Source organism: Streptomyces sp. NPDC005181, from assembly GCF_040608395.1.
GTDB lineage: Bacteria > Actinomycetota > Actinomycetes > Streptomycetales > Streptomycetaceae > Streptomyces.
Window position 1 is genome coordinate 26,222 of the sequence record NZ_JBEXID010000068.1, and the last position, 11,068, is coordinate 37,289.

At 67.3% G+C, this 11,068-nt stretch carries 13 protein-coding genes and 2 pseudogenes; 6 read left to right on the forward strand and 9 right to left on the reverse strand.

The annotated features are described in order from the left end of the window. Positions 1-342: 342 nt before the first annotated feature. Together ABZV38_RS30295 and ABZV38_RS30300 are read right to left on the reverse strand one after the other, a co-directional pair. A complete protein-coding gene (locus tag ABZV38_RS30295; protein ID WP_356331637.1) occupies positions 343-993 on the reverse strand; it encodes a hypothetical protein in 651 nt (216 codons plus the stop codon). An 11-nt stretch (positions 994-1,004) separates the two neighbouring features. Beyond that, positions 1,005-1,793 (reverse strand): AraC family transcriptional regulator, encoded by a 789-nt coding sequence (locus tag ABZV38_RS30300; RefSeq protein ID WP_356331648.1) that lies wholly within the window; start codon positions 1,791-1,793, stop codon positions 1,005-1,007. A 52-nt stretch (positions 1,794-1,845) separates the two neighbouring features. On the opposite strand from ABZV38_RS30300, the gene ABZV38_RS30305 reads away from it, so the two are divergent. Then, positions 1,846-2,337 carry a DUF2000 domain-containing protein gene (locus ABZV38_RS30305; protein ID WP_356331638.1) on the forward strand — a complete coding sequence of 164 codons (492 nt, stop codon included), beginning with the start codon at positions 1,846-1,848 and terminating at the stop codon, positions 2,335-2,337. A 346-nt stretch (positions 2,338-2,683) separates the two neighbouring features. Here the strand turns inward: ABZV38_RS30305 and ABZV38_RS30310 are convergent, their stop codons facing one another. Beyond that, positions 2,684-3,703, reverse strand: coding sequence for an alcohol dehydrogenase (locus tag ABZV38_RS30310; RefSeq protein WP_356331639.1), 1,020 nt, complete (start codon positions 3,701-3,703; stop codon positions 2,684-2,686). 360 nt (positions 3,704-4,063) lie between these two features. Here ABZV38_RS30310 and ABZV38_RS30315 point away from each other — a divergent pair, with 360 nt between their 5' ends. Further along, positions 4,064-4,318 carry a hypothetical protein gene (locus ABZV38_RS30315; RefSeq protein WP_356331649.1) on the forward strand — a complete coding sequence of 85 codons (255 nt, stop codon included), beginning with the start codon at positions 4,064-4,066 and terminating at the stop codon, positions 4,316-4,318. 26 nt (positions 4,319-4,344) lie between these two features. Here ABZV38_RS30315 and ABZV38_RS30320 read toward each other — a convergent pair. The 3 genes and pseudogenes from ABZV38_RS30320 to ABZV38_RS30330 all read right to left on the reverse strand — a co-directional run. After that, a pseudogene (locus ABZV38_RS30320) lies at positions 4,345-4,572 on the reverse strand (MMPL family transporter); the annotation flags it as partial. Between the two features lie 74 nt (positions 4,573-4,646). Continuing rightward, entirely contained in the window at positions 4,647-5,054 is a 408-nt protein-coding gene (locus ABZV38_RS30325) for a VOC family protein (RefSeq protein WP_356331640.1), read from the reverse strand. Positions 5,055-5,064: 10 nt separating this feature from the next. Then, positions 5,065-5,511, reverse strand: a complete 447-nt coding sequence (locus tag ABZV38_RS30330; RefSeq protein WP_356331641.1) for a helix-turn-helix transcriptional regulator — start codon at positions 5,509-5,511, stop codon at positions 5,065-5,067. 54 nt (positions 5,512-5,565) lie between these two features. Between ABZV38_RS30330 and ABZV38_RS30335 the strand changes: the two genes are divergently transcribed. Beyond that, the gene (locus tag ABZV38_RS30335) at positions 5,566-5,742 is read left to right on the forward strand and encodes a hypothetical protein (protein ID WP_356331642.1); all 177 of its coding nucleotides are present in this window, start codon (positions 5,566-5,568) and stop codon (positions 5,740-5,742) included. On the opposite strand, the gene ABZV38_RS30340 is transcribed toward ABZV38_RS30335, so the two are convergent. Continuing rightward, on the reverse strand, positions 5,739-6,704 hold the full coding sequence (locus tag ABZV38_RS30340) for an NADP-dependent oxidoreductase (protein ID WP_356331643.1): 966 nt from the start codon (positions 6,702-6,704) through the stop codon (positions 5,739-5,741). The genes ABZV38_RS30335 and ABZV38_RS30340 overlap by 4 nt on opposite strands. A gap of 367 nt (positions 6,705-7,071) precedes the next feature. Here ABZV38_RS30340 and ABZV38_RS30345 point away from each other — a divergent pair, with 367 nt between their 5' ends. Continuing rightward, entirely contained in the window at positions 7,072-7,311 is a 240-nt protein-coding gene (locus ABZV38_RS30345) for a hypothetical protein (protein WP_356331644.1), read from the forward strand. Further along, the gene (locus ABZV38_RS30350) at positions 7,311-7,688 is read left to right on the forward strand and encodes a fic family toxin-antitoxin system, toxin component (RefSeq protein ID WP_356331645.1); all 378 of its coding nucleotides are present in this window, start codon (positions 7,311-7,313) and stop codon (positions 7,686-7,688) included. The genes ABZV38_RS30345 and ABZV38_RS30350 overlap by 1 nt, the downstream gene beginning before the upstream one ends. Before the next feature lie 200 nt (positions 7,689-7,888). On the opposite strand, the gene ABZV38_RS30355 is transcribed toward ABZV38_RS30350, so the two are convergent. Together ABZV38_RS30355 and ABZV38_RS30360 are read right to left on the reverse strand one after the other, a co-directional pair. Beyond that, positions 7,889-9,319 carry a selenium-binding protein SBP56-related protein gene (locus ABZV38_RS30355; RefSeq protein ID WP_356331646.1) on the reverse strand — a complete coding sequence of 477 codons (1,431 nt, stop codon included), beginning with the start codon at positions 9,317-9,319 and terminating at the stop codon, positions 7,889-7,891. 109 nt (positions 9,320-9,428) lie between these two features. Further along, a pseudogene (locus ABZV38_RS30360) lies at positions 9,429-9,737 on the reverse strand (DUF4166 domain-containing protein); the annotation flags it as partial. 152 nt (positions 9,738-9,889) lie between these two features. Here ABZV38_RS30360 and ABZV38_RS30365 point away from each other — a divergent pair. Then, positions 9,890-10,591 (forward strand): type 1 glutamine amidotransferase domain-containing protein, encoded by a 702-nt coding sequence (locus tag ABZV38_RS30365; RefSeq protein WP_356331647.1) that lies wholly within the window; start codon positions 9,890-9,892, stop codon positions 10,589-10,591. Positions 10,592-11,068: the final 477 nt, after the last annotated feature.

Genomic DNA, 11,068 nt, shown 5'->3' on the forward strand with positions numbered 1-11,068 from the left:
GCCTCGACGTCATGTCCCCCTTTCCGTGATGGTGTTTCGCGGGGATGAGGTAACTGAAGATCGCCATGAGCTCCCCTCCTGAAGAGGCTTCCAGACGGGATACGCTCCAGAGCGCTCGGGGGATTGCCTTGTTCAAGAGATTTTTCTTCCCCGAATCCTCCTTCTGTCGTTGCTGCCGTTCGGCGCGAACAACCGCCACCCGGCACCACTCCATGACCGTGGCCTCGAACTCGTCACCGGCCGGTCCTGTCGCAGGTCCACTCGCCTCAGACAGTCACTAAACCGCGCCGCAGCACTCGCGCCGCTCTTGCAGGGCGCTTCGGACGCGGTGAACGTCACGGCTCAGAGCTTGAACATGTGCGTCACTTGCTCGGCCAGCTCATCCTCGGTCATCGTGGTGTCGACTTCGATGGCAGGCAGCTCGAGGCGCTTCGTCTCCTCGAAGAGGCGGTCGGTGAACATCTGGTCGCGTTCGAGAAGGTTGCGCCGGGCCCGTTCCGGATCGCTGGTCATGTGCGGAATGCCCCATGTTGTGCCGCGACTGTCGAATGCGGCTCTGCGAAACTTGGGCGTCGGCACGAGCCAGATGGCGTGCCAGGGCTCGACGAGCAGAGGTTTGACGAGGTGCGGCAGCAGCCGGAAGCCCTCGGCAATGACGCCGGTTTCCGCCGGCAGCCGCAGCAGGTCCTCGACGATCAGGCCGAAGCCCTCGCCGCGGAACCAGTGGAAGGTCTCGAGCATGATCTGCGGAGACCGGTTCACCCAGCGCTCATCCATGTCCATGGCTTTGAACCGGCTCAGGAGCGGGGTGTCCTCCGGCGTGCTACGGCTGGCGTGATCCTGCATGACGTCGTCGGTCGCGTACAGGTGCAGGCCGTGCTGGGCCGCGATGCGGCGGGCCATGGTCGACTTGCCTGCGCCGCTGCCGCCACCAATCCAGTAGACCTGTTGCAGTCGTGCCCGCAGCGCCGCGGTATTGACGACTTCGGCCACGCCATCAGCGCTCATCTGACAGTTCCGGTACGGGCATACCGCCCCGGAGTGGTGCCTACGACCCGCTTGAAGTGCCGGGTCAGGTGGGACTGGTCATAGAAACCTGCGGCGGTCGCCACCTCGCCCGGCGGCTGTCCGTCGAGTAGCAGACGGCGCGCCAGGTCGACGCGGCGGGAGAGCACGTACTGGTGCGGGGCGATACCGAACGCGCCGCTGAAGGCACGTACGAGATGGGCGGGGTGGGCCTGGACCAGGCGCGCGGCCTCGTGCAGGGCAATGCCTTCAGTCAATCGCTCATCGAGGAGGTCACGCAGGCTCTGGGCAACGTCGCGGTCGGGCACTGCCCGACCGAAGGCCGGACTGGGGCGCAGGTACTCGCGCAGCCGCTCGCTGATGAGGGCAAGACGACTCTCCGCCTCGAACTCGGCGCCCCGGATGGTGAGGACCTTGTGGAGTTGTCCGACGCGTCTGCGCAGGACGGGATCGGTGAGGTCCGGGCCGTCCACCGCCGGCCCGATGAAACGCTCGTCCAGCTGTGTCATGTCGAGGTAGAGCACGCGCTTGCGAAAGCCGTGAGGGGTGGCGGACGAGCCGTTGTGCGGGAGCAGGCTCACGGTGTCGTTCGGTGTGCCGCGCTCGTAGCGGTCCAGGTCGTAGCGGACCGCGCCGTCGTCGACGATCAGCAGCGTCCAGGCGTCGTGGACGTGCATGGGGTACGCGTGCTCGGTGAAGTGGGCATGCAGTACCTCCTCAACACCTGCGACCGGCGGGCGCCAAGCGGAAATCTCCTGCTGCGGCATCACGCAAAGAACGTACAAGACGGGTAGGGCCTGCGCCCTGCAGTCTCAGAGCATGAGAACCAAGAATGAAACCGAGGCGGGAACGGGAACTGGGGCCGGGGTCGAGGCCGGTGCGGGAGAGAAGAACGTGCCTGTCCGCTTCCACACCAAGATCGCCGTTCTGCTGCGCGACGACCTTGAGCCCTGGCAACGGCTGAATGTGACCGCCTTCCTGGTCAGTGGGCTCGGCACGGCGTCACCCGAGGTGATCGGCGAGCAGTACACGGATGCTGACGACACGGCGTATCTGTCGATGTTCCGCCAGCCCGTGCTGGTCTTCGAAGGGACAAAGGAGACGCTGACGGCTGCGCACAGTCGTGCGCTGTACCGCTCGCTACCGACGGCCGTGTTCACGTCGGGCCTGTTCAGCACGGGCAATGACCGGGACAATCGGGCAGTTGTACGAGGCGTGGGAAAAGACCAGCTCGATCTGGTGGGGATGGCCGTATACGGGGCGCGTAACGCGGTGGACAAGGTACTCAAGGGCGCGCGCATGCACCCCTGAGAGACGTGGCCATGGCTCGGAAACGCTGCGCACGGTTGTCGACCGCTCCGCCGGCTGCCGCAGCCGGGGACCACAAGCAAGCGGTCCGGGCGTCGGTGTTACAGCTGTCCTGCGTCGTGTGGCGGACAGCCCCAGGTCGGCCGGCAGCAGGCTGACATCTGTCGTGCACCGGCTGAGAGTTCGGGGCCTCGCTCGCGCCTTCGCGGAATCGGATGCGCACAAAGCGTGCGGGCCCGCCCCGTTCCTGAGCAGTGCCGGCACCCGCCGACGACGCGTTCGCCGCCGGTGCCGGGGCGCGGAGGGAAGGCACGTCGATCCGCTCCGCGCACCTGGTTGCGGCTGGTGGTCAGTTTCCGGTGGTGAGCACCATACGGAAACGGGCGGCGCCGCTGAGCATCCGCTGGAACGCGTCGTTGACTTCTTCCAGCGGCATCGTCTCCACCATCGGCTTTACCCCGGTCTGCGCGCTGAACGCCATGGTGTCCTGGACGTCCTGGGCGGTGCCGGACGGGTGGCCGTGGACGGAGCGGCTTCCCGAGATCAGCTGGAGCGGGCTGATCTGCAGAGGCTCGGGGACGACGCCCAGGACGATCAGCTGCCCACGGTGACTCAGGCCGTCGACGGTGGCAGACATCGCGTCGGAGTTGGCCGCCGTGGCGAGCACGACGCGGGCGCCCCCCAGTGCTTGGAGAGCTTCGGCGACGTTGGCGGCGCTGCTGTCGATGTAATGCCGGGCGCCGAGCTCTCGGGCCAGTGGCTCCTTCTCGTTGCCGCGGGCGATTGCGACGGTGTCGAAGCCGAACTGGTTGGCGTACTGGACACCGAGGTGTCCCAGGCCGCCGACGCCGAGGATCGCTACGAGATCACCGGGCCGGGCAGAGCTGCGCCGCAGAGCGTTGAAAGTGGTGACGCCGGCGCAGCCGAGCGGCGCGGCGTCGACGGCCGACATGCCGTCAGGAATGCGCGAGAGTGCGGTATCCGGGGCCACCATGGCGTCGGCGAAGCCACCGGCATAGGCCCAGCCTGGAACCTGAAGGTTCTGGCAGTTGATGAAGTCACCTTCACGGCAGGGCAGGCAGTGGCCGCAGTGGCCGCCGAACCAGCCGACCTCGACGCGGTCGCCGACCTCCCATCCGATCACACCTTCGCCGAGGGCGTCGATCCGCCCAGCGACCTCGTGGCCGGTGACCAGCGGGAACTGTACGCCGGGAAAGCCGGCGTAGACGAAGCCCGCATCGCTGTGACAGATGCCCACTGCCTCGACGGTGATTCGGACGTGGCCGGGGCCGGGCTGCAGGAGTTCCCGCTCGACGATTTCGAACTTCCCGCCCGCGGCGTTGACCTGGGCGACACGCATGGTGTTCATGGATCTCTCCGTTGTAGAGCAAGGGGAAGGGGGCGGCGTGTGACCGGTCGAGCACTGGTCGGAAGCAGGGTTCGTACGGCCGTTTCCGGGAGCGGGATCCCCGATAGATATAACCGGACAAGAAGTTACTGTTCAGGATATTCCTGATCTCTTGAAAGACCCGGGAGGCTGGGCATACGAAGAACTCCCGGCGCGGCCTGTCGAAGTCGGGTCGCTGTTCGCCGCGTGGTCCCTTGCGCAGGCAGACGGCCTGGCAGTTGTTCTTCTCCGGGACGATGCCGGATGGCCCCGGCATCGCGGGTATCGCGGCAGGGCCCGTTGCTGCAGGCCTTGTCGGCCGAATATATGCGGGTCAGGGCCATGATCGAGGCTGTGCCGACGCCGAGGATTGCGGCGAGCGACGTGAGCCCGGCTGCTGCCGGCGAACCAAAGGTGATCAGCAGGCACGACGGCGGCGATGCCGATCGCCTCGGCCGAGCCTCCCGCCGAGGGCTCGCTCGCCAGCGCATTTCCGCCGGCCTCGACGGCGAGACCCGCGTTGCGGGCCGTCTGACCGACGGCATCCTCCAGCGACTGCTTGCCGACGCCGGTGAGGTCGGCTGCGGCAGCTTGTAGGAGACGGGCGCGTACGCCGTCGATCCGTACTCACTCACCGCGCTCGCCCGGAACGGTCCCATCGCACTGGCGACCTGAGATTCGTCGGCCACCTCGTCCACGGTCCTGCCGACCGCCGCCCGATTGTCGGCTGCGGTGAGTTGCTGCCCGTCCGGGGCGACGCATACGGTCCGGGCGCCCGTCCCGTCGGTCGCGGAACCCGGGAAGTGCTCCTCCACCAGGCCGAACGCCTTCCGGTATTCGATCCCCGGCACGGTGTTCGTGGCGCTGCTCGGTGGTGCCGGTTCAGTTTCCGCAGCGGCTCACCGCTGCGGAAACCCGATCAGGGCTACCTCTTCGCCTGCGAGATCCGCACCATGTTGCCCGAGGGGTCGCGGAAAGCGCAGTCCCGCGGGCCCCAGGCCTGGTCGATCGGCTCCTGGAGCACCTCGGCGCCGGAGGCCCGGACCTTCTCGAAGGTGGCGTCGAGATCGTCGGTGCGGAAGACGAGCATCGGCAGGACGCCCTTGGTCAGCAGCGCCTGGAGGGCGTCACCGTCGGCCTGCGAGCGGCCGGCGTGCGGCTCGGAGACGACGATCTCCAGGCCCGGCTGGGTGGCGCTGCCGAGGGTGACCCAGCGGAAGCCGCCCGAGGCCACGTCATTGCGCACCTCCAGGCCGAGCGCGTCGCGGTAGAAGGCGAGCGAGTCGTCCAGGTCGTTGACGGTGATGTTGCAGTACTGAAGTGCGATGTCCATGCGAGCAAGGCTAGGCGGCGGTCGGGTCGCCCGCTTCTCCAATCCTGCTCGACGGTGACCCGGCCCTGCTCGGCCGGGTGCGCAGCTTCGCCACGCACGTGGGCATCGCCATCACGGCGGAGTGCTCGCGGACCCGGTACGCGCTCGGCGTCTCGCCCACCAGCTCGGTGAAGCGCGAGCTGAACGATCCGAGCGAGGTACAGCCGACCGTCATGCAGGCGTCGGTCACGCTCATCCCGGCCCGCAGCAGCGCCATCGCGCGCTCGATCCGGCGGGTCATGAGATAGCTGTACGGCGTCTCGCCGTAGGCCGCCCGGAACTGCCGCGAGAAGTGTGCGGGGGACATCAGCGCGTGGCGGGCCATCGTCGGCACATCGAGCGGACGCGCGTACTCCCGGTCGATCAGGTCCCGCGCCCGCCGCAGGTGCCGCAGGTTGGCCAGGTCCTCCGGGGTCATGGGACAAGAATACGGGCCCCTCCGCACCCGGCTAAAGACCACTTAAGGTCGGTCATGCCGCCGCACGGAAAGGCAGTCGGCAAAGCGTGCGGGAAGGCAACGGCGGTCCGCGCCGGGCCGAACACCGTCGGACCCGGCGGCGACGATGCGTGCACCTGCGCGACACCCGCATCAGCGGTCATCCCGGAGAACGCCGACCAGACCGCCAACCACCAGGCTCTGGCCGGCTAGGCGCTTGCCTCGCCGTCCACATGGAGGACGACCTTGCCGCGAGGGTGCTCGGTCGTGAGTGCTTCGTAGGCCGCGCGGGTCTCGGTGAGTGGCACCACGCGGTCCACCACCGGCGTCAGTCTGCCTTCGTCGATCAGTTCGGCGATGGCCACAAGACCGGCCCGGTCGGGTTCGACGATGAAGAACAGAGCACGAACGTTGTGGGCTGCGGCTTTCTCAGGGTTCGGCGGCTGCACGATGCTGATGAGGATTCCGCCCGGGCGCAGAGTTTCCCAGGAGCGGTCCAGCGTCTCTCCGCCCACCAGGTCGAGCACCACGTCGGCGTCCCGCACCAGGTCCTCGAACCGCTCGGCCCGGTAGTCGATGACCCGCTGCGCGCCGAGGTAGGTGACGAAGTCCGTATCGCGCGCCGAGGCGGTGGCGGTCACATGCCCGCCCAGTGCCGTAGCCATCTGCACGGCGAAGGTGCCCACACCGCCGGCGCCGCCGTGGACCAGGACGTGCTGTCCCGGTTGCAGCGCGGCATGGTCGACCAGCGCCTGCCAAGCGGTAAGGGCGGCGAGCGGCACAGCCGCGGTGCGGTCGTGGTTCAGCCGGGACGGCTTCGCGGCGAGCATGCTCGCGGGAACGGTAACGTACTCGGCTGCGGCACCGTCGAGGGTGAACGGGATCAGCCCGTAGACCTCGTCGCCGACAGCGAGATCGGTCACTCCGGTGCCGACTTCGGCCACAACGCCGGACACCTCGTGCGAGGGAACGGTCGGTGTACGGTCGCGTCCCGTCCCGTCGAAGCTGTCGGTCCAGCTGGCGTCCCATTCGAGTTCGCCGGCGGTGATGGAGGCGGCGTGTACCGCGACGAGCACTTCGCCGCTTGCCGGTTCGGGGCGTGGGGCCGACTCGTAGACGAATTGTTCGGGGCCGCCCCGCCGGTGGGCGCGGACGGCGTGCATCGTACTGGTCATGAGGAGATCACTCCCATGATCGGACCGACCTCAGTCGGTCAGGACGGCCCGGTCACTCCTTGGACGGCGGCTCGCTCCTCATGGGGCCGGCGCCGGGGGCTTCCCCCTTGGCGGCGCGCCGCCACCGCCGGCGAGACTGCCGGTGCGGGGTGATTCGCAGGCTGGTCACCCGAAGGCGCCACGGCCCCTCTCGCGTCAGGCTCCAGGTCTGGAGGACGTCTGTCAGCGCCGAGGTCCGTTCGTCGTTGCTGGTGCAGGGCCTCAGACAGGCCCTTTCATCGCAGAGTCGACCGGGCGTCATCAGGCTCGCTGGAGCATGATCGCCGCAGGCACGGCACATCGTGGTAACACCTGTTACCATCGGAGGATGTCGAAGACACAATTGGGTGCCCGCGTCGATTCCGAAATCGCCGAACTCGCCAGGAAGCGAGCGGTCGACCGCGGTCTGCCCCTGGGTGATTACCTCGCCCAGCTCGTCCTGGAAGACGCCAGCGGCCTGCGCGCACGCGCCATGGACGCCGCCCGCAGATTCCTCGACGAGCACCAGCAGCTCTTCGACGAGGCGGAAAGCGCCCAGCGGCCCGCGCCGGGAGCCCACGCCGCCTGATGGACCTGCACATCGACGTCCCCTGGATCCTGCAGGTCGCCGAACTCGCCGGTGCGGGCGATCCCGCCCCCGACGACTACGGCGTCCCCGTCGCAGCATGCGCCCGCCACCAGGCCGAACTCCTCGAACAGCCGGTCTATGACGGCCCCTACGCACGGGCCGCTGCCCTGATCCACACCCTCGGGCGCTGCCGCTGGCTCGAGCGCTCCAACCTCGCCGTCGCCGCAGCCACCGGCGTCATGTACCTCGAAGCCTCCGGCCTCCACGTCAAACCCACCGGCGACGACGCCACCGCACTGCGCGACCTTCTCCTCGACCCCACCTGCACCGCCTCCCGGATCGCCGCCCTGCTGCGCACCTGGCCATCGGCAACCTGATCCACCGCAGTGGGCGTGCCGTCCTTGATCGGCTGGGCCCGGGAAGGCGACCGTTGATGGTCACGCCGTCGTCCGGCCCACGCGACCGCCGGGACTCTCCCGTACGCCTCGCCGCGGGCCACGCACACCCACTCCGCCTCACTCGCCGTGGTACTCGGGTCCGTCGCGAGCCGGTCGAGCAGGACCTCCCGGCAGGGCGGTCAGCGGCGGTAGCAGTACGAATCCGAGGAGGCGTCGCCGCCCTGCAGGCGCGTCTGGTGCACGCGCAAGCCGAGGAAGTCCCGGCCGTGCGGGAAGAAGCGGCTGTCGACGGAGAGCCCGCCGTGTGAGGTGTCGGCGTCGAGTTTGACCATCCACGGGTCGATGCCCACGGGATAGAGCTGCGCGTCCCAGGCGGAGTACAAGGAGTTCGTCAGGTACAAGCGCCGCCCGTCGCGGCTGAGCTCGACCATCTGCGCTCCGCCGGTCAGCGCAATATCTGGGGCGGCGGGATGCGGCTGTCCGCCGACGACGCCGCCAAGTCGGACGGACGAGGTCTGCCGCGGATGGAACGGATCGCTCACGTCGTACTGGAGCAGCTCGCCGGTTCCCCATGCGGATACGTACAGCCACTGGTCGTCCACCGACAGGTTGATGTCGGTGATCAATGGGGGCACGGCACCGAACGGCTGCAGCGCCGGGGGCAGATCCTCCATTTGCGCGGGCTCGGCCGGGATGGTGATCACCTTGCGGACCACGAAGTCCTCGCCCTCGCGGTTCCACAGCCACACCGACGCCGATAGGTCCTCTACGTTGACCACGGTGTTTGTGAACCCCCACGTTGCCTCGGGGTCGTGCGCGGGACGCAGCTCCAGCACCATCTGGTTCTCATCCCCCAGATCGACGCGCTGCAGGTGCCGGCCGGAGTCCAGCTCCCAGAAGTGCAGTGAGTGGCCGTATTGGCGACCCAGCAGCAGTTCGGGGACAAGGCCGTCCTCGATCATCGAGGGGGTCCCCCACTCGCTGGTCACGGCGATGTTCTGGCGCAGATGCCACCAGACGTCGTAGGCGAACCGCTGTGGTCCGCGGTCGCTCTCCCAGGCGCGCAGCACTTCGAAGCTTTCGTGGTCCAGCAGCGCGACGCCGCCAGGCCCGTCCGCACCGTCCGCGCCGCCCAGGCAGGACAGGAACACCCCGTCGGGACCGCAGTGCAGTGTGTGCGGACGCGAATAACCGGCCTTGGCAGCCAATTCCTCGGGCTCGACCACCTTGACCAGACGGGGGCGGGCGGGATCGGGGCTGGTGTCGAAGACGTGCAGCCGGGAGGAGCGCAGTCCCGGGACGACGAGGTAGCGCCGCGCAGCGTGATGATGACCGGCATGCGCCAGCGCGCTCGAGCAGGCGTTCCAGCCGAAGTGGTGCAGTTCGTTGCCCAGGTCGGGCAGCTCGGCGTGGGAGGTCACGCGGCCGTACGCGGGGGATTCGGGGTCGGTGCCGACGGTGAACAACGCGTCCGCGCGCTCTGCGGTCGGGTCGAAACCGACGACATAGGCGAGCTTCTCCGGGGGTGCGGCGACGGCGTCCGCCGGAGTGCGGTACAGGGTGGGATCCCTGTGGTCGTCGCGGTCGTGAGCGTGGTCGGTCGTCGTCATGGCAGTTCCTTCTCCCGAACGGGAGCCTGGATACGGGGGACCCCCGACAGGCAGCCGGGCTCACCCGTTCGAGATCGATGTGCAGACGCCGGACATATGTGTCATAAAGCTACCGTTTCACAGCCTTGAAGCACTGCCAAGGCGGCACCGGTACCTCACCCCGTACGGGGCGCAGGCCCGCGCGGACGCCGTGCCGACGGGCGTCGACGTAATGGGCGCGAAACGGTCCCTCGTATCCGAACAATGGACCGAAGCGCCGGTTGGTCACCTGGATACGGAACCGGCCGGTCACGTCGTCATCGGATTCACGTACCTCGGCGTCACCTCCAAGGAGTTGTGGGATACGGAGGTCGAACCGCCCCTCCCGGAACCGGTGTTCGCCTGAGCGGATCAGGAGCGAACCGTCGGGCCCGGCGCTCCGGGCCGTCTGCGACTTGTGGGGAGGCGTCGAAGTCGACTGGAAACCGATTACGGAATGCGCGCAGCTCGCCACCTGCAGTCTCCGGTAGTTGGCCGAGCCCGTCAGGTCTACGGTTGATGAAGCAGAGGTGTAAGCGGAGGTGCCGCATCATGGCTGCAACCAAAAAAATTCTGGTCATCGTCACCAATGTCGATGAATATGAAAAAGTAGGCATGCGGACGGGGCTCTGGCTCGGAGAGTTGACCCACTTCTGGGACGTGGCCGAGCCGAGCGGGTTCGCGATGGACATCGCAAGCCCGTCCGGAGGGAAAGTTCCCCTCGACCCGGAGAGCCTGTCGCACGATGTTCTGACGGAGCTGGACACGGGGAAGCGCTACGGGAACAGAAGGTTCATGAATCTCCTCGAGGACACCAAGAAGATCTCAGAGGTGAACATCGAAGATTACGACGCCATTTACCTCACCGGCGGTCATGGGGTTATGTTCGACTTTCCCCAGAGCGAGGACTTGGAAAGCTTGATGGCCAAGTTCTACGAGACCGGTCGAGTGGTGTCGACGGTCTGCCATGGCGCAACCGGCTTGCTGAACGTGACTTTGAGCAATGGTGAGCCCCTGGTGAAGGGCAAGAGGGTCACCGGCTTCTCCTGGCCCGAAGAGGAACTGGCGAACAGGGCTGAAGCGGTTCCCTACAATCTGCAGGACGAGCTGAAGAAGCTTGGCGCCCAGTACAGTACGGCCGATAAGCCGTTCGAAACCTATGTCGTCGAAGAAGGACGACTGATAACGGGGCAGAACCCGGGCAGCGCCAGGGCCGTCGCCGAGGCCGTCGTCCGTCAGCTGGCTGCAGCTTGACGGAGAGTCGAAGAAGGGCTCTTTCTGGCTTTCTTCCTAAGGGCTGTCCCGTAATCCCTGGTGGATCAGCGCGCGGCGTCAGATGTGGTGCATTGCAAGGCGGAGGAGCGTCCTCATATTGGGCGTATTCGGGCGTTCCGGCAACGCAGCGATGTGCCGTAGCTGTCGTCGTGCGCCCGCCAGGGATTACGGGACAGCCCTTAGCTGGGCTTCGTGCTCCGAAGAAAGTCGAGACACTCCATAAACTGCAGTTTGTACGGTGCGAAATGGCGAGCCAAGCTCAACAGTCTCCGGCCCCGCACTCTGCACGCAGGTGTTCGGCCCCGCTACGTGTGTCTGAATTTCGCAGTCGTCCTGGGGCTACCGCCGCTGAGCCGCCCCCCAGGGCCTCGGCGTGAAGCGGGTATGACCGTTTTCTGATCATGGAATGTCCAGGATGTGCAGTGGCCGGGTGGCGTCACGGGCGTTCCTCCTGAG

Coding starts and splice junctions, on each gene's coding strand:
- ABZV38_RS30350 (WP_356331645.1), top strand. CDS start 7,311: ATGGACCTGCACATCGACGTCCCCTGGATCCTGCAGGTCGCCGAACTC.
- ABZV38_RS30335 (WP_356331642.1), top strand. CDS start 5,566: ATGCCGCCGCACGGAAAGGCAGTCGGCAAAGCGTGCGGGAAGGCAACG.
- ABZV38_RS30315 (WP_356331649.1), top strand. CDS start 4,064: ATGATCGAGGCTGTGCCGACGCCGAGGATTGCGGCGAGCGACGTGAGC.
- ABZV38_RS30340 (WP_356331643.1), bottom strand. CDS start 6,704: ATGACCAGTACGATGCACGCCGTCCGCGCCCACCGGCGGGGCGGCCCC.
- ABZV38_RS30365 (WP_356331647.1), top strand. CDS start 9,890: ATGGCTGCAACCAAAAAAATTCTGGTCATCGTCACCAATGTCGATGAA.
- ABZV38_RS30305 (WP_356331638.1), top strand. CDS start 1,846: ATGAGAACCAAGAATGAAACCGAGGCGGGAACGGGAACTGGGGCCGGG.
- ABZV38_RS30310 (WP_356331639.1), bottom strand. CDS start 3,703: ATGAACACCATGCGTGTCGCCCAGGTCAACGCCGCGGGCGGGAAGTTC.
- ABZV38_RS30345 (WP_356331644.1), top strand. CDS start 7,072: ATGTCGAAGACACAATTGGGTGCCCGCGTCGATTCCGAAATCGCCGAA.
- ABZV38_RS30325 (WP_356331640.1), bottom strand. CDS start 5,054: ATGGACATCGCACTTCAGTACTGCAACATCACCGTCAACGACCTGGAC.
- ABZV38_RS30300 (WP_356331648.1), bottom strand. CDS start 1,793: ATGCCGCAGCAGGAGATTTCCGCTTGGCGCCCGCCGGTCGCAGGTGTT.
- ABZV38_RS30355 (WP_356331646.1), bottom strand. CDS start 9,319: ATGACGACGACCGACCACGCTCACGACCGCGACGACCACAGGGATCCC.
- ABZV38_RS30330 (WP_356331641.1), bottom strand. CDS start 5,511: ATGACCCCGGAGGACCTGGCCAACCTGCGGCACCTGCGGCGGGCGCGG.